This window comes from Streptomyces sp. NPDC001515, assembly GCF_053597115.1.
On the sequence record NZ_JBSFHN010000009.1, the window covers coordinates 19247 to 44173 of the forward strand.

16 protein-coding genes are annotated in these 24927 nt (G+C 70.7%); 5 read left to right on the top strand and 11 right to left on the bottom strand.

Features of this window, described 5'->3' with window-relative positions; genetic code table 11:
- The first annotated feature begins 116 nt into the window (after positions 1 to 116).
- The gene (locus ACWCXC_RS12125) at positions 117 to 683 is read left to right on the top strand and encodes a GNAT family N-acetyltransferase (protein WP_450685504.1); all 567 of its coding nucleotides are present in this window, start codon (positions 117 to 119) and stop codon (positions 681 to 683) included.
- Between the two features lie 198 nt (positions 684 to 881).
- On the opposite strand, the gene ACWCXC_RS12130 is transcribed toward ACWCXC_RS12125, so the two are convergent.
- The gene (locus ACWCXC_RS12130; protein WP_450888424.1) at positions 882 to 1688 is read right to left on the bottom strand and encodes a hypothetical protein; all 807 of its coding nucleotides are present in this window, start codon (positions 1686 to 1688) and stop codon (positions 882 to 884) included.
- A gap of 480 nt (positions 1689 to 2168) precedes the next feature.
- Here ACWCXC_RS12130 and ACWCXC_RS12135 point away from each other — a divergent pair, with 480 nt between their 5' ends.
- On the top strand, positions 2169 to 3377 hold the full coding sequence (locus tag ACWCXC_RS12135) for a hypothetical protein (RefSeq protein ID WP_450888426.1): 1209 nt from the start codon (positions 2169 to 2171) through the stop codon (positions 3375 to 3377).
- A 5-nt stretch (positions 3378 to 3382) separates the two neighbouring features.
- Here ACWCXC_RS12135 and drmB read toward each other — a convergent pair whose 3' ends face one another.
- The 5 genes from drmB to ACWCXC_RS12160 form a co-directional block, all read right to left on the bottom strand.
- On the bottom strand, positions 3383 to 5224 hold the full coding sequence (drmB, locus tag ACWCXC_RS12140; RefSeq protein ID WP_450888428.1) for a DrmB family protein: 1842 nt from the start codon (positions 5222 to 5224) through the stop codon (positions 3383 to 3385).
- Entirely contained in the window at positions 5221 to 8439 is a 3219-nt protein-coding gene (locus ACWCXC_RS12145) for a helicase-related protein (RefSeq protein WP_450888430.1), read from the bottom strand. The genes drmB and ACWCXC_RS12145 overlap by 4 nt, the downstream gene beginning before the upstream one ends.
- On the bottom strand, positions 8436 to 10349 hold the full coding sequence (locus ACWCXC_RS12150) for a UvrD-helicase domain-containing protein (protein WP_450888432.1): 1914 nt from the start codon (positions 10347 to 10349) through the stop codon (positions 8436 to 8438). The genes ACWCXC_RS12145 and ACWCXC_RS12150 overlap by 4 nt, the downstream gene beginning before the upstream one ends.
- Positions 10346 to 15106 carry a DEAD/DEAH box helicase gene (locus tag ACWCXC_RS12155; RefSeq protein WP_450888434.1) on the bottom strand — a complete coding sequence of 1587 codons (4761 nt, stop codon included), beginning with the start codon at positions 15104 to 15106 and terminating at the stop codon, positions 10346 to 10348. The genes ACWCXC_RS12150 and ACWCXC_RS12155 overlap by 4 nt, the downstream gene beginning before the upstream one ends.
- Positions 15107 to 15224: 118 nt before the next feature.
- A complete protein-coding gene (locus ACWCXC_RS12160) occupies positions 15225 to 15596 on the bottom strand; it encodes a hypothetical protein (protein ID WP_450888436.1) in 372 nt (123 codons plus the stop codon).
- Between the two features lie 603 nt (positions 15597 to 16199).
- Here ACWCXC_RS12160 and ACWCXC_RS12165 point away from each other — a divergent pair.
- From ACWCXC_RS12165 to ACWCXC_RS12175, 3 genes are read left to right on the top strand one after another with little or no spacing between them, the layout of a single operon-like run.
- Positions 16200 to 18299 carry a helix-turn-helix domain-containing protein gene (locus tag ACWCXC_RS12165; protein WP_450888612.1) on the top strand — a complete coding sequence of 700 codons (2100 nt, stop codon included), beginning with the start codon at positions 16200 to 16202 and terminating at the stop codon, positions 18297 to 18299.
- Positions 18296 to 19288 carry a hypothetical protein gene (locus ACWCXC_RS12170; protein WP_450888438.1) on the top strand — a complete coding sequence of 331 codons (993 nt, stop codon included), beginning with the start codon at positions 18296 to 18298 and terminating at the stop codon, positions 19286 to 19288. The genes ACWCXC_RS12165 and ACWCXC_RS12170 overlap by 4 nt, the downstream gene beginning before the upstream one ends.
- The gene (locus tag ACWCXC_RS12175; protein ID WP_450888440.1) at positions 19285 to 20175 is read left to right on the top strand and encodes a DUF6339 family protein; all 891 of its coding nucleotides are present in this window, start codon (positions 19285 to 19287) and stop codon (positions 20173 to 20175) included. The genes ACWCXC_RS12170 and ACWCXC_RS12175 overlap by 4 nt, the downstream gene beginning before the upstream one ends.
- Before the next feature lie 18 nt (positions 20176 to 20193).
- Here the strand turns inward: ACWCXC_RS12175 and ACWCXC_RS12180 are convergent, their stop codons facing one another.
- From ACWCXC_RS12180 to ACWCXC_RS12200, 5 genes are all read right to left on the bottom strand, one after another.
- A complete protein-coding gene (locus ACWCXC_RS12180; protein ID WP_450888442.1) occupies positions 20194 to 21456 on the bottom strand; it encodes a DNA cytosine methyltransferase in 1263 nt (420 codons plus the stop codon).
- 52 nt (positions 21457 to 21508) lie between these two features.
- Positions 21509 to 22465 carry a DNA cytosine methyltransferase gene (locus ACWCXC_RS12185; RefSeq protein ID WP_450888444.1) on the bottom strand — a complete coding sequence of 319 codons (957 nt, stop codon included), beginning with the start codon at positions 22463 to 22465 and terminating at the stop codon, positions 21509 to 21511.
- A complete protein-coding gene (locus ACWCXC_RS12190; RefSeq protein WP_450888446.1) occupies positions 22462 to 22914 on the bottom strand; it encodes a very short patch repair endonuclease in 453 nt (150 codons plus the stop codon). Before ACWCXC_RS12190 ends, ACWCXC_RS12185 begins: the two co-directional genes overlap by 4 nt.
- A 92-nt stretch (positions 22915 to 23006) precedes the next feature.
- On the bottom strand, positions 23007 to 23534 hold the full coding sequence (locus tag ACWCXC_RS12195; protein ID WP_450888448.1) for a GNAT family N-acetyltransferase: 528 nt from the start codon (positions 23532 to 23534) through the stop codon (positions 23007 to 23009).
- Positions 23535 to 23691: 157 nt separating this feature from the next.
- On the bottom strand, positions 23692 to 24693 hold the full coding sequence (locus tag ACWCXC_RS12200) for an SEC-C domain-containing protein (protein ID WP_450888450.1): 1002 nt from the start codon (positions 24691 to 24693) through the stop codon (positions 23692 to 23694).
- Positions 24694 to 24927: the final 234 nt, after the last annotated feature.

Here is a 24927-nt window from a genome sequence, read left to right on the forward strand (position 1 = left end):
GCGCACGCGAGAGGTGTACGTGCGCGAGAGGTGTACGTACATGCGTGGTGTACGTACATGCGTGGTGTACGTACACGCGAGGTGTACGTACGGATGTGGGATGGGCAGAGGGTGCCGTGGCGGATATGTGGACGGGTGCGAGGGTACGACTGCGAGGCGTCGAACCCGAGGACTGGCAGGGCTTCCAGGACCTGGCCCGGGACACCGTGGACGCCAGGAACGCGGATCTGGTCGAGCCGCCGCGTTCCGCCGAGAGCTTCCGCGCCTGGACGGCGGAGCGGGCCGGCCGGGCACCGGGCGGTGAGGCGTTCCGCCTGGTGGTGGAAGGGCTGGCGGACGGGGCGTTCGCGGGGTCGGTGACGGTGGGGGAGACGGACGCCCGCGCGGGACGGTTCCGTACGGGCATCGAGATCAGCCGCGCGCACCGCCGCAAGGGGTACGCGGCCGACGCGACCGGGATCATCCTGACGTACATGTTCGCCGAACAGCGCGCGCACAAGTGCGAGGTGGAGGTCTACGCGTTCAACGAGCCCTCGCTGGCCCTCTACCGCGGGCTCGGCTTCACCGAGGAGGGCCGGCTCCGCGACCACGAGTACGTCGCGGGGGCGTACCACGACGTGGTGCTCCTCGGGATGACCGAGGACACGTACTGGTCGACCCGGGAGCGCCCCTCGGTGCGGTGACGCCGCCGGACGGTGAACGGTGGCGCGACTCCGTAACGGTGGCGCGATTCCGAAACGGTGGCGCGATTCCGTAACGGTGGCGCGATTCCGTGCGTGGCGCGATTCCGTACGGGAGGGGCGTCCGCTCGCGGACGTGCCGGTGCCCCGGGGCGCGGTGGCGGGTTGCACGCATCCTCGGGGCACCGGACGTACGCGGGATCAGTAGTGCCAGCGGTTGGCGCCGGACTGGAAGCCGCACGTGATGCGGCGTCCGGACGCGTCCGTGGTGGTGGCTCCGACGTCGGCCTTCCGGCAGAACTGCCCGGCGCGGTAGCAGTTCCCCGCGTTCGACCGGATGCTGCACACCTCGGTGTCGGAGGAGCCGCCGCCGCTCGCGGAGGAACCGCCGCCCGAACCGCCCGACGAACCGGAGCCGCCGGAGGAGCCCGAACCGCCTCCGGAGGACGACGACGTCCCGGACGACGCCTTCGGCGGGTTCGCGCACGACTCGCTCGCCACGACGGCCTTGAAGGAGACCCGGGTCGCGGCGGTGTACGTACCGCTCGACGGACTCTGCTTGCACACCTTCCAGTTGGACGCGTGTACGACGTTGCGGTGCAGCTCGCTCGCGTCCGCGTACGAGACGGCGGCGACATGGTGGCCGCGCGCGTCCGACACGGCCTTCTGGAGGTTCCACCCGGTGTAGTCGCGAACGGGAACCGCCGCGACGGGCTTCTTCGACGGCGTCGCGGACGGCGACGGCGACGGCGACTCGGACGCCGACTCCGACGGCGTGGGCGTCGGAGTCGGCGTCGGGCTCGGCGAGACGGACGCGGAAGCGGCGGCCGAGGGCGAGGTGCTGACGGTGGCCGAGGCGTCGTCGTCGCCCGTGCAGCCGGTGAGGCCGAGGGAGAGCGCCACCAGTCCGGTGACCAGGGCCCCGTAGGCGCGACGCGCCTTCCCGCCGCCCCTGCCGCCCCGGACACCGCCGGATATCGAAGACCTCGGTGCAACCCGAAGAGACATGCCACCCCCTGCGTTCCTGCTCTCGGAAATCCGCCGCCGCACACGGGCGGCCCTCCGGGGCATGAGCCGCCCGGAGCGCGAGATGAGGAGGATCCTAAGCCTGTTGTGGGGATTGCGTGTAGCTGATGGCGACATTGTGTGTACGAAGGGAGGCGATCGTTCCGGGCCGTGACCGAATCGGTCGTGGTTCGTGTCCGTGTGAACACCTGCGCTGAGGAGGGTGGTTGAGGGACGGGGACATGGGGGGCGACGGTGGCGATGGGGTCGTACGGGCAGGGGCGCGGGGGCGCACGCGTGGTTGGGCGGGGCGGCGGGCGCGGTGGTGGAGGCGGGGGCGGGCGCGGTGGTCCGCGCGGGGGCGGCCGTCTCGCACCGCTCCTTCTCCTGCTTCCGCTGCTCCTGACCGGCTGCTTCGGACCCCCGCCGCCGCAGGTCGGCGCCACCCGGGGTGTGGAGGAAGCCTTCCGGGTCCCGCTGCCGGTGCCGACGGACGCTACCGGTGGCTGGTCGCTGGTGGACCGGAAGCTGGGGGTCATCGGGCAGGGCACGGCGGTGGCGCGGATCGACGAGGACGGGAAGGTGCTGTGGCGCACCACGCTGCCGGCCGCGTTCGCGCTCACCGGCAGGCCGGGCGGGCCGCACGCGACCACCGCGCCGCCGTACGGCCAGCTGACGCTGGTCGGCGCGGCCGAGCACGGACGGTTCCCGAGCCTGGGGGCGATCGACCCGGCCACCGGCGTCTTCACCCGGCTGACCGCGCGGCCCCCGCGGCGCCCCGCCGGAACGCCGCGTCTGATCAGGGTCACGTCCTCACCCGGCACCCGGTATCAGGTCATCGCCGCCACCTGCCTGCCCGGCGACCTCTGCACCCTCACCTCATGGGACGGGCTCACCGGCAGGGTCCTGTGGACCCGGCACCCCCACGGACCGGCTGCCTTCGCGGAGCCCTGCAGCCGCTCGTTCCCCTCTTCGCCCCCCGAGGTCAACGAGACCTGCGACGCACTCGTACTCGTCGCGGACGGCCACCTCATGGTGGTTCGCGGGGGCGAGGAGAAACCCCTCTCCCGGCCCCTGCGCCTCCCCCCGGGCGACATCGGCCAGGTGATCCGCACCCTCTACCGCGTCATCGTGACCACTGTCCCCCACGCCCCCGACTGCCGGGCCCGGGTCGCCGCGTACGACGCCGACTCCCTGGCACCCGCCCCGGTCTGGCAGCGCACCTTCACCTGGAACCAGCCCCAGGCCCCCCTCCGCGACGGCTGCCGCTACGACCCCTCGATCCCCCTGATCCAGTCCTCCGACCTCGTCCTGCCCGACGCCGCCGGCGCCCTCATCGGTGACGACTACGACGGCACGTTCCACAGCCGCCTCAACCCCGACGAATACCCCGTCGCGGACCGCTTCGGCATCGTCGCCCACCTCCCCGACGGCACCTACCGCACCCTGAACCCCGCCTTCCCCGAGGGCGCACGCCCCCGCCCCCGGAAGCTCACCCCCGACGCCCAGGCCCTCCAGGACGGCCTCTGGTACCTCCCCGCCACCGGCCGCCACGGCCAGATCCTGGCCCTCGACAGCGACAACACAACCACCTGGCACCTCCCGACGAGCGGCCCCCCGTTCCTCCTGACGGGCGACCGGCTGGTGTATCCGGAGGGCGGTGAGTTGGTGGGGGTGCGGTCGGCGGGGTGAGGGCGTCAGTCGCGCAGCACCTCGCTGAAGAAGCCGATCGACGGGTCCTCCGGCGTTCCGATCAGCAAGGCACGGTCCAGGAGCCCGTTGTTGTGTTCGCAACTGGTCTCCGGCAGCAGGACGCATGCGTGGCAGGCGGCGAGGTTGATGCCGCCCACGCCGCTGCCGCCGGACTCGACGCAGAGCGGGTCGGCCGAGCACCACTGGGCCCGCAGCAGCGCCGAACGCAGCGCGGACTCCAGGCGGTCGGGTTCGCCCTGGGCGACCAGTCCGCCGAGGCTGCCCGCCGAGTCGCTGGTGGCGGTGCAGATGAGGAGACCGGCCATGGTCTCGTCCGTGTACAGGCGCTCCCGGAGCGATGCTGCGGGGTAGCCGCCGTCCAGGCTCCACTCGTTGATGAGGGCGTGGGACAAGGTGTGCAGGAGGACCATGCGCGCATCGGCCGGGGAGTCGGGAACCGAGGCGGGATCCTTGGCACGCTCCCGGAGCATGCGGAGATGGTTGCTCCGGATGCGGTCGGCGCGGGCCGCCACGGCGGCGCTGCGGGCCCAGTCGTCGAGGCGCTCTTCGTCCAGGCGCAGGAAGACGCCCTCGCCCGTGACCTCCATGGCCGGGAGCCAGTCCATCGGTTCCAGGGAGAGCGGGGCCTCGTGGACGTCCGCGTGCGTCTCGGGCATGTCGACGCGGGAGAACGCCTTCAGGGCGCGGACCTCACGGAGCCGCTTCACCAACATCGGGCCGGTCACCCCGTAGGGCGCAAGGCCCGTCGCGGACGTGCGCGGTGGCTCGCAGACGAATGCGTCCTTGTGGTCGGTCCCTTCCTCGGGACGGCCGGCGACCAGGCGTTCGTACTCCTGCCGGCGCAGGGCCACGTAGGCGCTGTCGGTGCCGTGGTCCTCGTCCTGGGCGGTGTCCTCGTGATTCTCCGCCTCCAGAAGGCTCATGACCCGATCGACCGAGAAGGTGTAGTTCTCCTGGGCGCCGATGGCCTTGAGGAAGCCCTCCATTCCGATCGGGTTGTCCTTCATCGCGCGGAGGGTGTCCCAGTGGGGCTCCAGGCGAGTCGTGTGACTGTCGCTCCACGGCGGAATCGACAGGGCCGTTCTCACGACGGGCTGCCAGACGACGGACGAACCGCGCTGGAGGGTGCGCGGCTTCTCCGCGCAGTCCTCGACGGCTGCCTTGCCCAGCCAGGGGCGCTTCCCGCCGCAGTAGACCTTCAGGTCCGCCAACGCGGTACGACGGAACGCGCCCTCCATGGACACCTCCGGGATACCACACGTGCAGGAGATCAGGATCGACCGCAGCGACGCCGTCCTTCCGCTGGTGCGCATCCGCAACTCACCACCGCACAGCCCGGCCTCGCCCTCCTGCCGGTTGTTGCGGTGCGCCCACTTCCAGTACGGGAAGTCCTCGATGTGTCCGCGCGGGCAGGCCATGACGAAGCGTGAGGGAACCAGCTCCTCGGCACACTCCCCGCACTCGTTCTTTCCGGGGGGAGAGTTGAATCGGCTCACGTGCTGGAGCGCGTTGCATTCGGGACAGGAGTGCCAGAGGGGGAAGCGGCGGACCCGGACGCCGTCCTTGCTGGTGTCGTCCGAGGCCGGCGGAAGACGGAACGACCTCACACCGAGCACGCGGGCCAGACGGTGTTCGTAGACGGGCGGGGCCTCGGACGTGTTCCAGGAGTCGATGCCGCTCACCATGAACGACTCGTTGTCGACGGCGACGATCGAACCGACCCCGTAGGTGGTGATCATCTGCGCGCGGCGCACCGAGCCTCGGCGCGGATAGCTGCGTTCGGGCGGGCCGGCCGCCCTGCGGCGTCGTGCGGGGGGCGGTGTCATCGGGATGCCTCCATGAACAGGGCGGATTCGGCGTCGACGTCGCGCAGGCTCCAGAGGGTGGACCAGGTGTGCGGGTCCTCGTCGTCGAACGCGCTCAGCAGGGAAGGCGTCCGGTTGCCGCGACGGGGTTCGTACAGGAGCCCGCCGTGTGCTTCGGCCTCGCCCTCCCACCAGTCGACGAACGCGTCGAAGGCGTCGGCGGTCGGCCGGTGTTCCTCCGGGGCGACCGACCGGACGCGGGCGAGCAGCGGGACGCGGACCGCCCGCTCCAACTCCTCGCGGAACTCCCGGATGCGCCCGGCGCCCTCGTTCGGTCCCGCGGCCGGGATGAGGATGCGGGCCAGGGCCACGACCACGGCGTGCAGGCCGCGGTCGCGTGCGCGCGAGGAGAAGGGCGTCACGCTCGTGGACTCGACCTCCCGGTACAGGGCGGAGTGGAAGTGCTGGAAGCTCTCGTAGTGGGAACGGTCGCGGGAACGCGACGAGTTCAGCATCACCGCCACCAGGCCCGGATGCCGGCGCCCGACGCGGCTTGTCGCCTGGATGTACTCGGCCGTCGTCTGGGGCTGGCCCATGACCGCCATCAGGCCGAGCCGGTCCACGTCGACACCGACCGAGATCATGTTCGTGGCCAGCAGGACATCGGCCACGTCCGGATCCGGCAATCGTTTCTCCAACTGCTTCAGGAGCCTGGGAACGTCACTGGAACTGGCGCGACTCGTCAGCTCGATCTGCTCGTCGATCCTGCGCACCGGACGTGCGTCGCGCGCGGCCAAGTACTCCACGTAGTCGACGACGTCGTCGTTGACCTGGAGCTCGGCCGCGGCCAACAGACGGAGGCTGTTGAAATAGCCGACGAGCGTCCAGTACGCGTCGCGCACCTCGTCGTCGACGTCGACCTGTGCGGCCCGGTGGAGGAGGTTCGCGTACGTGCGGATGAGCAGCGTCGACTGGCTGGTGCTCGGGGTGAGGAGTCCGACGTACTGGCGGCTCGCCTTCCGTTCCCTGGGCGTCTCGACCGCGAACCAGGAGTCCCGTGCGTCGATGCCCGCCGGGGGGAACTGCGCGACCTTTCGGTTGAAGAGCATCCTCCCCTGGTCCGACGCCCGACGGATCGTGGCGGTCGAGGTGATGACCTTCGGGCGCTCCGACAGCAGGTCGACGGCCGTTTCGTACAGACCGGTCAGGGTGCCGAGCGGGCCCGAGATGAGGTGCAACTCGTCCTGGACGATCAGCTCGGGCGGGGGCGTGCCGTCCGCGCGGTCCCGGTTGAAGAGCGCGGCCGTCTCCACCCGCCACGGCATCGCGGCGAACTTGTCGACGGTGGCGATCACCAACGTGGGCCGGGCGTCGTACACGGACTCGTCGACGAGATGGACCGGGAGACCGTCGCGGAAGTCGCACCAGTCGTCGGGACAGCGGACACGCATCCGCCGGGCCGCCGCGTCGACCTCGTACTGGAACGCGTCCAGTCGGGTGCCGCACCAGGGACAGGCGTGCAACTGGACCGGGTTGCGCTCCTGGAGCTCGCGCTCCTTACGCAGCTCGACCAGGCTCTCCTCCGCGTCCGAGAGACGGTTGGGAGTGGCGGACTGACCGACCCACATGCCGATGGAGATCGGCTCGTCGCCGAGTGCCGCCACGTTGTCGAGGCGGATGCGTTCCATGGCGCAGATGAGGGCAGCGGCCCGCTCGAACTGCTGAAGGGTCAGCAGGCGCAGGGTGTACCGCATGAGTACGGTCACGCCGGCACCGCGTTCCTTCAGCCGCAGGCGCCGCAGGAACGTGGTGAAGGCGATCAGTCCGAGGTACGCCTCGGTCTTGCCACCACCGGTGGGGAACCACAACAGGTCCGCGATCCCGCGGTCGTCGTGCTCGGGGTCGACGATGCCTTCCAGACACAGCAGCATGAACGAGACCTGGAACGGGCGCCACCGACCGCGCGTCTCGTCGGGTGCGCCGACGCGCCCGTCGCGCACCCACTCGCCCCGTGCCCGCTGGTGTGCCATGGCGCGATTGGCCAGCCGGAACGCCCGCATCGCGTCGGGGTTCTCGGCGAGCACGCGAATGCCGCGCCGCATCCGTGCCAGGGCCATACGGCACTGCTCGATCTGCGCGTGCGCGGGATCCGCGTAGAGCGTGCCCCGGAAGCCCGCGGACTCGGACTCCCGTCGGTCGATCCACTCCTCGTAGTCGGCCATCAGCCTCTTCAGCGACGCCAGGACCTCGCTCTCCGGGCGGGTCGCCAGACCGTGCATCGTGAGTGCGGAGTCGTCGATGTCCGGATTCGAGTCGGTCAACAGCACCTCGTGCGCCGGCAGGAACTCCGTGCGTACGGAGGTGACGGCGGCGGCCCGGAAAGCGGTGTCGCCGACGGGCGGCGGGGCCCAGTCCCACTCCGCCGCGCAGCCGTGCCCCATCGCGAAGGTCGGGGCGTGGCGGTGGAGCAGCCTGGACGTGGCCACCTCGGGGTCCACCGCCCGCCGGCCGGCGGGCCGCTCCACGAAGGCGGGCGCTCCCGACGGCGTCGTCACGGTGAGTCGGGGCTGGTAGAGGCAGTGCGCGTCCTGCAGCTCCCGTTCACTCACCCGGTGGGTGTTGATCAGGGTGACGGTGACCGTGACGGTCCCGGCCATGGGCGGGCGCACCAGGATCTCCACACGGACCCCCACGTGCAGGGGCGGCGGACGATGCAACGTCGGGGCCGTGACATCGACGGTCGTGGGACCGAGGTCGAGGACACGCCGGCGCCAGTGCTCCTTCTGGTCCGAGACGGTGCGGGCCTCCGCCCGCGAGGCCGAGACGGCATGTCCCCGGGCGTCGACCGGGTCGTACATCGCGGCCTCCGCGTGCACGACGATGCTCGACGACTTCGTCGGGTCCACGGCGAACGTGATCCCCATGGAGGAAGGGCGGCGATCGCCCGTACCCGGGGTCCCGAGATCCGGCATCGGTTCCTCGACGTCGCCGCGTCCGCGGGACAGGGGGGCCGTGTCCAATCCGTCCACCTCGGCGGCGTCGTCGTCCAGGGCCCGTTCGGCCCCCGGGTCCGAGGGGCGCGGGAAGAGGACCCCCACGGGGTAGGCCGTGACCGGGGGGTCCTGGGTCAGGATCTCGTCCGGATGTCCGGGCCCCATCAGGTCCCGGCGGAGCTGATCGACGAGCTCCTCGCGTACCGCGTAGTGGGCGGCGTGCGGCTGCGACACGTCCCTCATCGGTCGTTCTCCTCGTGTGTGTGCGCGTCGGTCCACCGGTGGCGACCGAGCCCCGACATGCGGGGGACCATCCAGACACCGTGCTCGCCCAGCCCGGCGCGTGCCCCGGAGGCCGTGCTGCCCGCCACGCTCTCCAGACAGTCCACGCGGAACCCCTCGACGATCGTCGGCCAGCTGACGTCCCAGGTCTTGTTGATCTTGAGCGAGCCGTACAGGTCCTGCCGGAAGGCCCCCGAGACGACGGCCACGGGGCGATCCCGGTGGAACACCGTGTACGGCGGGCTCTCGTCCGAGGCCAGGGGCATGCCGTGCTGCAACCGCAGCTCCAGGGCGTCCCCCGGGGCGACGGAGGAGGCCAGGTAGTCCTGCACCTCACCGGCGTCGCACTCGAAGCCGTCGGTGCCGGGTGGATGCTCGCGGGACACATCCGTGCCCGCTGCCGAGATGCCGTACCGCTGATACGCCTTCCAACCGGCCGCGTAGTACCGGCCGGTGCGGCGGTCGCGGCGGATCAGGGCGGTGTCGGGTGCGTCCAGACGGAACAGGTCGTCCCGGGGGCGGGTCATTGCCACGTACAGGGCGCGGGCCTCCGCGGCCGGGTCGACATGGGTGTGCTGTTTGCGCAGTTCGGCGAGCGTCGGCGGCTCGACCACGATCACCCGGTCGAACTCCAGGCCCTTGGCCCGATGGACCGTCGACACCACGAGACCGGCCGGCTCCGCGGCGGCGAGGTCGTCGGGGAACCTTCCCTGCGCCACGGCCCGCCGGACGGCGGCGACGTCCAGGGTGCCCCGGGGCCCCCGCGCCACGGCGCGCAGCGACCTCCAGATCCTGGCGAGATCGCCCACGGGCGCGATCGGCCCCGAGCCGAGCAGTTCCAGGAAGCGTTCCTCCGTCAACGTCGTCGTTCCGGTGCCGCGCAGCACCGCCGCCACCCATGCGGGCACCGGCCGTTCCCGAAGGTCCCGCTGGAGTCGATGACGCACACCGTGGGCGAACAGCCGCTCCGAGAGGGCGAGAGCCTGTCGGTTGTCCCGGCACAGGATCGCGCACGTGCCCCCGAAGTCCCTCAGGGAGTCGAGGGTGAACCCGTCGTCCACGGACCCGAAGGAGGGGCAGGTGCGGAGGACGTCGATCAGCCGTTGTCGGGCGTCCTCGCCCGCGGCCTCTGCGGCCGAGGTCTCGGACGGCAGTCGGTGCAGCGAGGCACCGAGGGGCAGGGCGAGCTTCGCCTCGGGGGTGCGAGCCCTGAAGTTGGCGGTCAGGTGCAGCTCCACCAAGTCGTCCGGGTAGGAGGCCCGCAGCCAGTCGAAGAAGTAGTTCGTCTCCGCCGCACGGGCGTCCTCGTCGGACACCTGGAATCCGTAGATGGCCTGTGCCCCGTCACCGACCACGGTGAAGCCGCAGCCCTCCTGGAACCGGTCGAGCAGCGTCTCCACCATGTCCCGTCGATCGCCGACCAGGTCCTGGACCTCGTCGATCACGACATGGGCGGGTGCGCCCTGCTCACTGTTCTCGACCGAACCCCGCAGGATCGCCTCCGTGGCCTCCCCGATCCGTTCGTCGAAGCGCAGCGCGCTCCAGTCCCGGTCGGGTTGCTCGTCGCGCAGGAGGGCGTACGCCCAGGAGTCGAAGGTCTGGACGCGGACCCGGCGGGCCTCGCGGGCGTGGAGTGCGATCCGCTCCCGCAGTTCCCGCACCGCGGCACGGGAGAAGCTGAGGACCAGGATCTCCCGTGCCTCCAGTGCCGCCTCCTCATCGCCCATGAGCGCGTCCAGCCGGCGGACGAGCGTGTGCGTCTTGCCGGAACCCGCGCCCGCCGTCACCAGCAGTCGGGTGTCCCAGGGCCGCCCGACGACGTCCCGCTGCTCCTCGGTGAGCGGCGGGCTGTCGAGGTACGCGTCGGTCACTGGGCCCTCCACAGGTGCTCGAACCGGGTGAAGGCCAGTGCCTTGTCGTAGTTCGTGATGTTGTCCCGGACGTTGAGGATCAGGCACTCCTCCTTGCCGCCGTTCTCGGGGCCTCGGAGCCCGCGGCCGATCATCTGTTGGTAGACGTTCGGGCTGTACGTCGGACGGGTGATGACGACCGCCCGGGTGGCAGGCGCGTCGAAGCCCTGCGTCAGCACGCCGTAGTTCGTGAGGACCCGCACACGGCCTCCTCGGAACGCGTCGATGCTGCGCCGGCGCTCGCCCGTGGACGTGGCGGAGTCCACCGAAGCCGCGGTGATGCCGAGGCCCTTCAACCTCGCGGCCAGGACCTTGGCATGGGCGACGGACGTGGCGAAGACCAGCACCGGCCAGTCGCCCGGCATGGCGGCGATCTCCTCCAGGATGCGGCTGTTGCGATCCTGGTCGTCGGCTAGGCGCTGCTCCGCGGACTTCGCGAGCAGGCTCAACTGATCGGCCTGCGCCTTTTCGACCTCGGTCAGCTCGATCGTGCCGCCCGGCAGCTCCCGGTGCCGGACCCGCGCCAGCATGCCGAGTTCCTGCAGTTCGGCGTACGGATCGCCGGAGGGGAACACCCCGTCGTCGAGCCGGGTGGCGCCGAACCGCTGGACGAGGCGCTCGGTCTCCGCGTCGTTCGTGTTGCGGAAGGGGGTGGCGGTGAGTCCGAGCAGATGACGTCGCGTCTCGTGCGCGGTCAGTCCGAGGTGAGTGAGGATCTCCGTGTACTGGGGCGAGATGGCGACATGGGCCTCGTCGACGATGACGAGGCAGGCGTCGCGAAGCCACGCGTAGTTCTCGGTACCGAGGCAGTTGCGGAGCTTGGCGTCCGTGGCGACGACCAGGTGCGGACGCTCGGTGACGGGTCCCGCCTCGTTGGTGGTCCACAGCCTGCTGATCGTCAACGGGGTGTTCGCCCCCACCTTCGACCAGACGAAGCTCCAGCTCTGCACGGCCTGCTCGCAGAGTTCCTCGGTCTGGGCGATCCACAGAATGGGGCCGCGCAGCTCGCCCATCTGCTTGACCCACCGGATGACGGCCTCGGCCGCCACCCGCGTCTTGCCCGCGCCGGTGGGCAGGGAGAGCATGGCGCGCTGCGGGCTGAGCCGGTCGAGCATGGCGAAGACCTTCGCCGCCAGCCGTTCCTGGTAGTCGTGGAGACGGGGGAAGGCCGTCGGCCCCGCGACCTCGATCCGGGGCGACAGCGACGGCGTACGCGCACCGGCGAAGGAGTCGGGGAAGCCGAACTCGGAGACGAACTTCACGGCCGCCGACGCCCCGGTGAAGCCGGACGGGGCATGGCTCGGATAGGCGAGCTGCAGATCCCGTGCGTGCACCTGGAGCACACCGTCGCCGTGGGCGTCGTAGGCCAGGCGGGCGATGCGCCGTGGGGACGGCTCCTCACCGCCGGGCGCCGGCGGTTCGCCCTCCAGCAGCCCCGGGGGAAGACCGGCCCGGAGCGCGGGCGCGCCGATGAGCAGTTCCAACTTCTCCTCGACGCTGCTTGCCTGCCGGACCCGTCGCAGGGAGGCCTGGAGCTCCTGGTCCGCCTCCTGTCGGGCCTGCGCGTCGAGCACCGCTCGGCATCCCGACTCCTCGAGCCCCCACCGCAGTTCGCGGTCGGCCGCGACGAGCGTCGCCAGGCGGTCCGCGGTCTCCAGCACCAGGACCGTCGTGCCCTGCAGCGCACTGTCGAGCGGGGTGGTGGTGGATCCCTGTGGTGTTCTGAGCACCTCCTCCAGCTCCGAGCAACGCAACAGTCGCTGGTTGTTCACCGTCGGACCCAGCCGCTGGCGCAGCGTCGGGAACTCGTCCGTCAGGAGCACCGGCTCACCGACCGCGACGTGGCGGTTCTCCTTGTTGATGACATCGGCGTGGCGCAGCATCCCCCATGTCTTCACCAACAGCGCCGCGTCCTCCGGCCCACCTGCGAACAGCGCCGGGATCTGCTCGGCCCGCAGGGCCCGGTACTCGGCCTCGGTCGCCGCCACGGCGATCTCGTGGTCCTCGCGGGTGGCCCACTCGGCGCCCACGCGGCAGCGGGTGAGCTGGTCCGGGAACTCCACCTCCAGTCGGGTCAGCATCACGTAGGTGCGCCCCACGAAGGCGTCGTCGTCGCTGGTGAGGAGCTGTTCGAGGAGCCGGTCCCACTGTTTGGTCGGGACCTCGTCGACCAGCACGGGCAGATGCAGCTTGCGGGCCTTCTCCTCGCTGATGTCGGCGACGGGCAGCACGTCCGCGTACGCCTTCAACTGCGGGCCCACGGCGTCGGTGAGCGGGACCACGCCCTGGGACGTGGACACCCGTCCGTGGCGGCGCAGCATCCAGCGCAGCGGTGAGTAGATGGGCTTGCGGGTCGACGCCTGGACACCGACGTGCAGGGTCCAGGTGTCGATGACGCTGTCGTCCGGCAGCGTCCTGACGAACGCCGCGCGGCCCTCGTCCGACAGCAGTTCCAAGAGGTGCAGGGGGCCACCGACGGGCGAGCCCTCCAGCTTGATCCGGGAGATGCTCGGCCGGGCGGCCTTGCTGCTCAGGGTCCGGCAGTAGCTGTCGTACATCGCGGTCCGGTAGTCCTCGAACCACGCCTCGTTCGTCGGCCGGTGCCCGTGCGTGGGCCTGTCCCGCATGCCGAACTCGCGCAGGGTCCGCAGATCGTCCGAGTGGAAGGACGGGTCCACCGCCACGGAGGCGTCGCGGGATCCGTCGCCGGGCACGACGGGGCCGGGCAACAGACAGTCGCGCATCCGATGGAACCGTCCGTCCACCGTGCGCACGGACAGGGTCCCCAGCGGATCGGGCACCCGTGAGGTGACCTCGCCGCTGACACGGCTACCGCCCGCGTTGTGGAACAGGTCCCAGAAGCGGGCCCAGTCCTGGGGGCCGTAGTTCTCGACCCCCTGTTCCAGCACACCGATGAAGCGCCCGCGGGGGTCGGCCTCGCGAATGCCGATCTCGCCCAGGTCACCGATCAGGGACTCGTCCTCCGAGAGCCTCGGGTCGACGTACGTGGTGCCGTCGCGCAGTCCGTCCTGCACCGTGCGCCGGAAGACCTTGCCCACGACGGGGGCGACGAATCCGCTCTCCTCGGTCAGCACGATCCGTGCGCTGCGCGCCTCGGCGGCGAAGGGGGAGCCGTCCCGAATCATCGCGGCGAGGATGCGGATCGCGACGGCGGATGCCTCGACCGACCCGTCGGTCACCAGCGCCTCCAGCCACTCCCGCACGGTCGCGCGGCGTTGCTTGGTCTCCTCCAGGATGTGGGCGACCTTTCCCGCGCGGAACTCGGCGTCCTCGATGGAGGGATGGATCCAGTCGGACGGGCGGCCGGGGTAGGCACTCCACATGCGCAGCCATTCCGGCCTGAGCGGCACCTTGTTGTGCGACGCGGGGTGCACCCGGAGGTCACGGGGGACGCGCAGCACGCCGTCCTGGTCGGGAAGCGACGGTCGTTCGGCCGTCAGTTTCCAGATCTGTTCCGTCAGATACCTGTCCGCCCAGTTCAGCGTCTCCTTCGTCCGACCGGGAAGCAAAGGAAGGTAGGCGGCCGGGTCCCGCGGCGGGGCGAGGTGCGGCAGGGAGTCGACCACGAGACCGGCGGCGACGCGGATGATCTCCTGGTTGAACGGGCTGGAATCCAGAAGGTTCTGCCGGTCCTCATTGGTCTTCCACGCCCCGTTGAGCACGCCGCTCAGGGTCATCGGGTACTTCGTCGGGAAGAACGACCAGAACTGGCCGCGACCCCGGGGCGTGGTGAGCACCGTGTCGCCCGTGTACTCGGGAACGGCCCAGGAGATGTCGATGGTCCCCCGGTCGTGCATCTCGCCGGCGCTCGCGCGGGCGGCCTCGGAGGGCCGGTGGGCGTGGGTGAAGACCTTCCACGTGGAACCGGATTCGGGATGCCCCGTGCGCGTCTCGCGAACGGTGTGCAGGAACCCGTCGTGGTCGGCCGTGATCTCGCGACGGACCGGCGGCAGGCTTCGGGTGTCCTCCAGGACCACGGTGCCGACATGGGAGGAGAACAGCTGGAACAGCACGGGGAATTCACGTGATTCCCCGGCCCTTGCCGGAGTGTCGTGGATGTCGCGACCCAGGCGGTCGGCGGCTCCGGGCAGGAGAGGCAGCCGCACCACGGTGGTCGCCCAGCCGAGCAGGGTGTCCAGGACGGGGTCCGCGAGCCGTTCCCTGTCGGCGTCCAGGGGACGGGCCATGCGCAGCACCGGTGCCTCGAAGGAGTCCTCGGGCGAGGCGCCCCGAGCCTTCCTGATCTCCTCGTACGACCACATCCGGTCGAAGCCGAACGCCCCTGAGATACTGAAGAACTGGGGGGTGTCCGTGACCGCCAGGATCGATTTCACGCCGACCCCGAACCGACCGATCTGGCCGCCCCGCTTCCGCGACACGCTCATCCGGAGAATGGTCTCGGCGCCCTCGGGCGTGACCGGCGTTCCCTCGTTGGCGCAGTAGAGATGCGCATCGGTGAGAACGACGTGGACCTTCCCACCGGGCGTGGCGGCGATCTCGTCCGCGGCGTTCTGCACGAGTTCGAACAACTGGCGGTCTCCGTAACCGCCCTGGGTGATCCTTCGCTCGCCGTTGGCGTGCTCCAGAATCAGTCCGGGGTCCACGCGGTACGTCTCCAGGACGCGCGCCGACTGGTCGAGGATCTTCCGAATGACGGGCGAGGCTCCCGAAGTGCCCGTCACATCGCTGTGGTTCAAGGTGGTCCCATTTCATGGCCGTGAGATGAACGTGGGGGGAGCGGGGGCCGGCCGCTGCGGGGCACGGCCGGCCCTTCGAACTCAACGATAGGTGGCGGACGTCCGACGAGGAGCCCGGTCAGTCCAGGTCGATGACGAGGACGAGGACGATGGTGCGACGACGCGGAGCGGGCCTGCGGCGCCGGGAGGGACGCAGGGTGTCGCTCCGGTTCGACGGGTGCGTCAGGGACACCCGGACACGGCGGCGGCGCGAACGCGAGGACACACGGCGACGGTCGCGCGGTTCGCCGTTGCGCGGGGACTCCTCCTGTTCGGGACCGGACGAGCGGGCAGAGTCCCGCCGTGCGCGGGCGGCGCGGAGGGCCTCGATGCGGGCACGCGTCGTGCCGATGGCATCGAGGAAATCGGACCGCAGCTCCGGGTCCTCGATGGAGTCGTACCGGTCGACGAGGTGGAAGTCGTCGTCGGGGTCGTTCGCGCTCGAACTCATGATGATGTGTGCCCTCTTTTGCGAGAATTGTGCGGAGTGTTGGTGCCGGGTTTCAGGGAATGCCGGTGGCGCACGTGCAGAGGGCTGAATACGCGGAATGCATGGAATGCGACGTGTGAATTCAGCAGGCGAAAGGTTTCTTTGGGTGAGTGAACCCCGATGGGGTTCCGGAGGAGCGAGGTGGGAGAAGAGAACCGCATTTCTCGGGTGAGAGCAAGGGGCTCCGCAAAATTCTTGAATCCCTGTGTTTCGACGTGTGATGGCGTCAGGGCACAGCAAACAAGGCACCTGGATAAGCGTGCTTTTCGAGCCGGGGTAGGGCTCCGCGTCGACTCTGTCATTGATCGGGTGAGAACGCAAGGGTCGAATGGACGCTCGCGAACGGGGATAATTCGGACCGAGGGGGCAAATGGCTCGACCCGGGGCATCGGTTAAATTCCAGAACCTTGTGGTCGTTTGTATCGATGGAAGTGATGAACCTTCGGGGCGCCCCCGACGGGTGTCAAATTTCGTTGTCGGGCCTGCTTGAGGTGTCAAATTTCGTTGTACGGTGGTCCCCGTGGTTGTGAGCGCGACTGAGGAGTGGTGACGTTGGACAGCGGCATGGACTTCGGTCCCTGGCTCGCCCGACAGCTGAAGCAGTCGGGGCTGAGCCAGGCCGATCTCGGTGAACGCATCGGCATGACACGGGCCGCAGTGTCCGCGTGGATCACCGGACGGGCCACGCCCCGCGAGGAGACCATCACCAAGATCGCGGAAGCCCTCGGCACCGACCTGGGCACCATCCACACCCGCACCGCGGACACCCTGTCCGGCCTCCCCGTCACCTGGTACCACCGCCCCGGGTACGCCGACGGCGGGCGCGACTTCGGCAACGCGGCGGCCTTCGCCTTCGAGGCGGACGTCGAGGTGCTGGCGCGTGAGGCGACGCAGAACAGCCTCGACGAGCGGCTCGACCGCAACCAGCCGGTCCGTGTGCGCTACACGCTGCACGAGCTGACGGGCGAGACCCTGGCCCGGTTCCGGGAGGAGATCCGCTGGGACGAACTGCTGCCGCACTACCGGGCGGCGGCGGCCCAGGACCAGAAGGTCGGCCGCGTGATCGCCGCCGGGATGCGCGACATGTACGAGCGCGACCGACTCGTCCTCCTGCGCGTCGACGACTACAACGCCTCGGGCCTGACCGGGGACGACTACGAGACCGGTCGCTTCGCGGCCGTGGTCCGTCGGCAGCTCGACAGCCACAAGACGGGCACCGGGGCCGGTGGTTCGTACGGTCTCGGGAAGGCGACGCTCTGGGCGACGAGCCGTCTCGGCCTCGTCCTCATCAACTCCACCCTTTCCGAGCCCCACGAGGGACGCACACAGCGCCGCCTCATCGGCCGGCTGGAGCTTCCCTGGCGCGAAGTGGACGGCGCCCGCTGGGCGGGCCCGGCCTGGTTCGGGCGACCCGATCCGGATGCCACCGACGCGAACGTGGCCCGTTCGTGGTGGGCCGACGAGGACAAGGTGGAGCGCCTCCATCTCACCCGCGAGAGCGACGAGCCGGGCACGTCGTTCCTGATCGTGGGCGCCCACGACGTGGCGAGCCTCGTCGACCCCGACGCCGAGAAGAACGGCGGCGAGGACGACGACAGCGTGACACGGATGCACAAGCGACTCGTCCAGGCGCTCGGTCGCAACTTCTGGGCGGCGATGACCGTCGGCGAGACGCGGCACCCCCTCCTGGAGGCGTCCGTCAGGACCCTGCGCAACGGCAACGAGATCATCGCCGAGGAGCGCGTCGACGCCCGCACCGAACAGCCCGCACGCACCCGCGCGCTCCAGGCGTTCCTCGACGGCACGACCGTGGAACGCCTCACCGAGTCCGGCCAGGTGGCCATGAGGACGGTGACGCTGGACGTGCCCGCCCTCGCAGGCGGCAAGGGGAAGACCGAGCACCGGGCCGTCCTGCTCGTGACGGAGGGCGACGACGTCACCAAACCGAACCACCTGGTCATGATGAGGGGCAACCGCATGACCGTGAGGACGGCCCGGGTGAGGGACCTGCCGTTGGGTACCAACCCCTTCCAGGCCGTCCTGCTCACGGGGCACGCCGCAGGTGAGGAGGCCCCCGGCGCCGACGAGGCGGAGGACTTCCTCCGGACCTCCGAGCCGCCCGAGCACAACAAGTGGGGTCAGACGGAGGAGCTGCGCACGCGGTACTCGCCCTCGGCGTGGCGACGGATCACCGCCCTCACCGCCGACGCGAACCGAGCCGTACGCGAACTGGTCGTCGTGCCCCGGAAGAAGCGGGCGGGCGGGGCCGGACAGTTGCGCAAGAACCTGACCATCGGAGGCAAGCGGCCACCCCGCTCCACCGGCCCCACCGTGTTGCCGACGCTGGAGGATCTCGTGGCCACCGTCGACGCCGACGGAGCCTGGTGCGTCACCGGCGAGGTGAAGGTTCCCACCGGTGGGGATTCCTTCCTGCTGAGCCCGGTGGCCAAGCTCGACGTGCGATCGGGACCGCGTCCGGTCCTGGCCTGGTCGGAGCTCGTCGCGGTTCACAACTGCGAAGTGGTGGACGGGGCCCTGCACTTCGCGCCGCACGCGCGAAGGGCGACGTTCAAGGCGAGGACCGACGTGTCCACGCATCCCGTGAGCGCGGTGTTCACCGGTCTGATCGTCGAACTCGCCACCGACCGGGGAGGCCGGGCATGAGGGGATATCCGTACCAGCGGTTGGCCGGCTCGGTGACGTTCCGGGTGACCGCGGTGGAACTGCGCGGCCCCGGGGAGATCCGGGAACCGCTCGACGCACGGGCGTTCTCCACCGTCGAGCAGGTGGTGGCCCTCGGGCTGGCCGAGCGGGACGACTGGGAGAGGGCGCGATTGACGCTCACCGCCGTGATTCCCGGACGCGCGACCGACCCCGCCGGGCCGTGGACCGACGTCCGGGTCGCGGTCGTGCTCACCGAGGGGGCCACCAACGCGCGCACCACGGTGTGCCTGGAGCCCGGTGCGGAGGGCGGGCGCGAATGGGTCAGACACCTCGACCTGTGGCGGGACGACCACCTCGACCGCGCGACGATGACCGTCCACGTGATCGCCACGGTCGACGGGGTGCGGGGGCGCATGATCGCCGCATCGGACAGGGACTGGATCGTCGATCTGAAGTCCGACGTCCCGCTCCGTGAGAGGGAGCTGGAGGTCGCCCAGGTCGGGTTCCGGGAGGGCCCCGAGTGGCTGCGCGCCTTCGGGGACATGCCGTGGACCGTCGACACCTCCGGAGAGGTGCCCACCGTCCATGTGAACACCGACTTCGAGGGGATGGCCGATCTCATCGAGGGCCACGGCACGGCGACCGAGAGCCTGGTCCGGGACCTCCTGCACGCCCAGATGTGCACGGACGTGTGGACGGCCGTGTTCCACACCGCCATCGGTGACCTGGAGGTGGAGGAGGACGGTACGCCGCTCTTCCCCCAGGACTGGCGGGGCGAGGTGCTGCGCGAGATGCTCCCCGACGTCGTGCCCGGCCGGTCGTTGGAGGACGCGCTCCGCGTGGTCCACACCGGCAGGACCGGAGCGTCCGGATGGACCGAACTCCAGCCGCTCATCCACTACGCGGCCACGCGCAGGGCCGATGTGCCCAAGGTGCTGACCGCGACCATCCGCGGCCTCGACCGACTCGACAGGGAGACCGACTCGTGACCAGCAAGCCCAGTCATCTCCCCGAGCGTCTGGCGTACCTCGCGGACCTCAACGCAGCCCGTTACATCGCCGACGGTCTGCTCACCGGCAAGGAGGACGTCCCCGCGATCGCGCTCAACAAGGTCGCCGAGCCCCTGCCCGGCGACGAGGCAAGGGGCACACTCCAGCCGGTGCGCGACCTGATCGACGACGCTCTGCACGAGTTCGGGGACGGGAAGGCCACCGCCGCCGATGCTTGGCTGGCGCCCCGTCTCCACGCGACCCTGCGGCTCACGCGCCGCGAGGCGTCCGACCGCGGTTTCTGGAACTACCTGGCCCTGGGGGTCGCGCCCGACTACGTCGTATGGCGGCACACCACGGAGCCCCGCAAGGGCGAACCGCCGAGGGTCGCGCCGACGCGGTTCCGCGGCGCGCCCTACACCCAGGCGTTCGCTCGGCTGTGGTGGGCGGCGGAACTGTTCAGGAACGGTCCCGACTACGGCCCCGTCGAGGTGGCCTGTGCCCATCAGGACGTCCTCAACACGGCCCTGCGGCTTGCCGTGATCGATCACCGTCCCACGGCACAGGCACTGATCACACTGATCGAGCGGGGAACCGTGCGCACCGGTCGGGAGATCAACGCCCTCGTCCAGGCGGTCAACGCGTCCGCCGCCACGCTCATGTACGACGTCCTGGCACCGGACGTGGAACGGGACGGCCGGCCGTCGGCGGAGTGGATCGCCGCCGCCGAATGGGCACCCGCCGCACCGCGGAGGACGCTTCCCACCGGACCCGACGAGGAGAAGGCGCCGGAGGAATCGGTGACCGTTCTCGTGGAGCATTTCGCGGAGCTGTTCGCCGGAGCCCCTGTACGCGGCAAGAAGGCCGAGGGCGAGGAGACGGAGTGACGACCCGGGGCCCCCGCGTCAGGGGCCTTCCGTCGTGCCTTCCGAGGAGGCCGACGGCGGCTCCCACTCCGCGAGCCGCGTGAACCACTCGTCCTTCGGTGCCTCACGCAACAGCGCGAAGCTGAGGACGTGCAAGGAGAGGCGCGGCGGTACGGCATTGCCGATCTGCTGGGCCACATCGGTCGAGCGCCAGGGATAGCGAGCCGGGAACGACTGGAGGAGCCCGCCCTCCTCGAACGACAGGCGGTCCAGTTCCTCGCCGACCTCCTTCTCGCCCGACTCGTTCTCCTTCAGGAGGAAGAGCCGGTTGCGGCGGAACTTTCCGGTGATCGTCGCGGCCGGTTCCGCCGAGGTGCGGCGGCCCCGGTTCTTCGGGTCGCCGCCGGAACCGTAGTTGGAGACCAGGACGAAATCGCGGGGCCGGGTGGCGGCCAGGGCGGCGCCCATCGACACCCATCCGTCCTTCGTGGGCTTCGGGGATTCCGGCTCCCGGGACGGCTCCAACTCCTGGGAGGCGAACAGGTCCTGCTGTGCGGCGGGCCGGTTCATGTGGGCCGGGGCCGCCGGAAGCGGCCCGCCCTTGCGGTAGGGCTGGTGGGTCTTCGTGGGGAAGTCCGGCTCCCTGTCCGTGTTCCCGGGGTCCCACTGGGCGATCAGCACCGCGCGCCGCCGCGTCTGGGGGACGCCGTAGCGCTCGGCCTGCAGCACGTGGGCATCGGCCGCGTAGCCGATGCCTTTGAGCAACTCGGCGTAGTGCTTCCACACCGGGAGCACGGTGGGGACCTGCTCCAGGACCACCACCTCGTACGGCCGACGGCGTTCGAGCTTCGCCTCCATGATCCAGCGCAACGGCTGGAGGACGAACCCGGTCCGCGCGTCGGACATGGCGTCGGTCTCGGCCTTGACCGCCTTCCACGCCTTGCGGAAGGTGGCGAGGTCTTTGGGGGTGGTGAGGCACTTGGCGAGGCGCTTCACGTCTTCCAGGGCCTTGTGGCCCTCACGCTTTCCCGCCACGGAGAACGACTGGCACGGTGGTCCGCCCGTGAGGACGTTGGCGTCCACGACCTGGGGATCACACGGTCCCAGTGCGGCGACGTCCTTCTCGGTGGTGGTGCGCAGGCCCGCCGCGGCACGTGTCGCACGGGTCGGGTCGTCCCACTCCACCCCGATGCTCTCCACCCCCATGATCGTGGCGGCGATGTCGATGCCGCCCGGACCGGCGAAAAGATCAACAATGCGGAAATGCGCAGGGGAGGGCGAGGGGTCGTGCGGGGCGGTCATGGTAGGGCAGTCTAGCCGGCCGGCCGGCGTGATCCGAGCGCCCTCGTGGCGTTCACCCACTCAGGGCCTCCGCGACGGCAAGGCCCAGTGCCTTCCCCACAGGCGGCGGGGAGGCGTGACCGATCTGGCGGTACCGAGCCGTTTTCCTTCCCGCGAAGAGCCAATCGGCCGGGAAGTCCTGCAACAGCGCGGTCTGCGCGTCCGTGAGCTTGATCAGGCCCGAACCGCCGTCGTCCTCGGGGCCCGGGACCGTATCCGCCAAGGCCCCACCGTTGACCCCCATCCGCGCCCAGGCCGCCTTCGTGCCCGACGGCCCCAGGTCGGCGCCGCCCCGATTGTCGGAGCCGCCGACGAGCGTCGGCGCGACGGCGCTCGCCGCGTCCGCCCAGGCGTCGGCGCCGCTCCAGCCGCGGGCGGCCATGGAGTGCCGCAGCGCCTCACCCACCGAGGTGTGCGCGGTCACCGTGGGCGAGGGCGGGCGGAAGCGCTCCGCGTACGGTTCCTTGAGGGCGACGAGCACACCCTGCTTCCGGACCTGCGGCACACCGAAGTCCGCCGCGTTCAGCACGAACCAGTGGAGCCGGTAGCCGAGGTGTTCCAGTTCCTCGTGGACGAAGGCGCGCAGGGGTGCGAACGCCGCGGCTTCGACCAACCCCGGCACGTTCTCGATGATCAGGGCGCGTGGCTGGATCGAAGGGGCGAGGAGGACCGTCGCCCGCAGGAGTCGCTCCTCCTCGTCGGTCTCCGCCCTCGCCGCCGTCGCGCTCGACCGGAGGCGGGGGAGACCGGCGGACAACAGGTCGACGTCATAGGTGTGGGGGTGCTCATCCGGTACGAAGTCCAGCAGGTCCGTCTCCAGGACCTTCCAGTGCGGCCGGTTGAGCCCCAGCGTCTCGCACGCCACTGCCTTCCTGTCCAGCAACAGCACCGGCTCGAACCCGGCCTGCTCCAACCCGAGGGCCAATCCGCCGGCCCCCGCGCACACGTCCACGAACCGCAATCCGCTCACGAGCCCCCGTACCCCCGTCCCGTCCGCCTCCCGGCCTTCTCGCGATCCACCGTCGCGGCCACCTGCTCGGCGACCTGCGTCGGGGTCTGATGCTCCCAGAAACGCAGCACCGTCCACCCCTCGGCTACCAGGTGTGCCGTGGTCTCCGCGTCCCGCGCCATGTTTTGGTCCAGCTTCTGTCGCCACCACTCGGCGTTCGACTTCGGTTGCGTGGCGTGCTCGGGACACCCGTGCCAGAAGCACCCGTCCAGGAACACCGCCACCTTCGCCCTGGTGAAGGCGATGTCTATGGTCCGCCGCGACATATGGGGAACCCGCTCGTTCAGGCGGTAGCGGTAGCCGGACGCGTGCAGCAGCTTTCGGACGGCCACCTCGGGCGCGGTGTCGCGGCTCGCCTGCCGGCTCATACGGGCGGAGACGGAGGGGGAGGACGGTTTGACGGTGTTCATCAGTGCCCAGTCTCCTACGTTCCGGCCCAGCCGTGATCGGCGACCGGAAATTCCCCCGCCCCACCGGTGACGACGAACTACCCCTTGCGCGATCACGGCCCGGCCGGCTCCGTCAGATCCCGTACGAACACCAGCCCCCGCTTCCCGCTCAGCATCACTTCCTCGCCCGTGGGGACGAAGCCCGTGCGGGTGAGGACGGCGCGGGAGGGGGTGTTGGTGGTGGTGGCCGCGGCGTGGAGGGTGGTGAGGGCGTAGGTGGTGGTGCAGAGGGTGAAGAGGTCGTGGACGGCGGTGGTCGCCAGGCCGCGTCCCGTGGCCTTTTCGGCGAGGCGGAAGCCCAGGTCGGCCGTGGGGCCCGAGACGTCCACCAGGTTGAACCGGCCCAGGATCTCGCCGGTCCCCTCCGCCACGAGGACGTGGAAGTGGCAGACGCCGGCGGCCTGTTCGGCCAGCAGGGCGTCGAGGCGGGCCTCGAACTCCGCGAAGTAGGCGTCGCCCCGGTCGGGCACCGAGGCCGCGAAGAAGGCGCGGTTCTCGCGTTCGAAGGCGAGGAGGGCCGGGGCGTGGTCCGGACGCAGGCGTTCCAGGCGGGGGCGAGGGGTGTGGAGGGGCGTGGGCATGGGCGGAGGGTACGTGGGGCCCGCGCCCCTCGGCATCGGGTTATCGGCAGGGGCACAGGTCAAGGCGAACAGCGGTAGAGGAACGGCGGCAGGGGACCGGCGGCGTCGGGGGTCTTCGATGCCGCCGGTCCTCGTACCCGTCCGGGCGGGCCCGGGGTCACCCCGCCCCGTGGCACTCCCGGTACGTCCGGTCCGCTCCGCACCAGCACGGGGCGGAGCGGGGCGGGGGCCAGGGGAGGGCGCGGCCCCGGGCGGCGAGGGTGGTGGCGTACTGGGGGAGGAGGTCGGGGTCGGCGGGGAAGGCGGCTTCGGAGGCGGCGAAGGCTTCGTAGGAGGGGACGGTGCCGGTGACGATGCCGAGGTTCGGGGTGCCGGTCGCGTGGAGGTCGCGGAGGGCCGCTTCGAGGCGGGCGAGGTGGTCGGCGTGGGAGGGGTACTCCGTGGCCAGGCCCGGGTACGCGGCCAGGAGTTCGCGCAGCTCCGGCTCCGGCCAGTGGAGGACGGCCACGGGGAACGGGCGGGACAACGCGCTGCGGTAGGTGCCGAGTTCGGCGCGGAGGCGGGTGATCTCGGCGCGCAGTTCGGCCGGGTCCGACGAGCCCAGGGCCCAGAGCCGCTTGGGGTCGTGGAGTTCGTCCAGCGGGACGGCGGCGGTGTGGAGGGCGTCCGCCAGTTCGTCCCACGCGTCGTGCGCGGCCCCCATCAGCCTGCGCACGCGATGGCGGCCGGTCAGCAGCGACTGCGTCGCGTACGGCACCTCCTCGCCGGGGGCGATGAGCAGCGTCAGCGCGGCGGAGAAGAAGTCGTGGGCCGCTTCCAGTTCGTCGTGCGCCTCCAGGGTCTCCGCCGCTATCTCCCACGGCGCGGCCTCCTGGGGCGCCGCCATCCGGATCCCGTCGATGATGGCCCTGGCCTCCGCCTCGTGGCCGTACTCCCACAGGTTGGCCGCGTTGAGGGCCTTCACCAGATAGGGGTGTTCCGTCCCGGGGTGGTCGAGCAGGGCGTCGTACAGCGCGGTGGCCCGGACGCGCTCCCCGGCGAGTTCCAGATGGGCGGCGGCCTGGAGCAGCAGGGGTTCGTGGTCCTCGGGGTACTGCGCCGCGGTGCGGAGCAGGCGCTCGGCTTCGGTGGTGTGGTCGGCAGGCGTGTCGGGGCGCATGTCCCACACCGTACTGCCGTATCTCCGCGAGGCGGAGGCTTGTTCCGGCTGAGGGAATGGCGCCCGGCGCGGACGGGGGCGTGGGGGAACGGGCGGCGGGCGGTGTTCTCCCCCACGGGAGGGCGGGTGTTCTCCTCCCGTCCGGGAGAAGGACCGCGTGTGTTCTTCTTCCCGAGGGCCGGGTGACGGGCCGCGAGCCTGTGAGAGAGGAGCGGACGGCGTCGTGGGTCTGGT

Bases quoted from the DNA above. Each gene is read 5' to 3' on its own strand.
- drmB (WP_450888428.1), bottom strand. From the start codon at position 5,224: ATGACACCGCCCCCCGCACGACGCCGCAGGGCGGCCGGCCCGCCCGAA.
- ACWCXC_RS12170 (WP_450888438.1), top strand. From the start codon at position 18,296: ATGAGGGGATATCCGTACCAGCGGTTGGCCGGCTCGGTGACGTTCCGG.
- ACWCXC_RS12180 (WP_450888442.1), bottom strand. From the start codon at position 21,456: ATGACCGCCCCGCACGACCCCTCGCCCTCCCCTGCGCATTTCCGCATT.
- ACWCXC_RS12160 (WP_450888436.1), bottom strand. From the start codon at position 15,596: ATGAGTTCGAGCGCGAACGACCCCGACGACGACTTCCACCTCGTCGAC.
- ACWCXC_RS12165 (WP_450888612.1), top strand. From the start codon at position 16,200: ATGGACTTCGGTCCCTGGCTCGCCCGACAGCTGAAGCAGTCGGGGCTG.
- ACWCXC_RS12130 (WP_450888424.1), bottom strand. From the start codon at position 1,688: ATGTCTCTTCGGGTTGCACCGAGGTCTTCGATATCCGGCGGTGTCCGG.
- ACWCXC_RS12145 (WP_450888430.1), bottom strand. From the start codon at position 8,439: ATGAGGGACGTGTCGCAGCCGCACGCCGCCCACTACGCGGTACGCGAG.
- ACWCXC_RS12190 (WP_450888446.1), bottom strand. From the start codon at position 22,914: ATGAACACCGTCAAACCGTCCTCCCCCTCCGTCTCCGCCCGTATGAGC.
- ACWCXC_RS12195 (WP_450888448.1), bottom strand. From the start codon at position 23,534: ATGCCCACGCCCCTCCACACCCCTCGCCCCCGCCTGGAACGCCTGCGT.
- ACWCXC_RS12200 (WP_450888450.1), bottom strand. From the start codon at position 24,693: ATGCGCCCCGACACGCCTGCCGACCACACCACCGAAGCCGAGCGCCTG.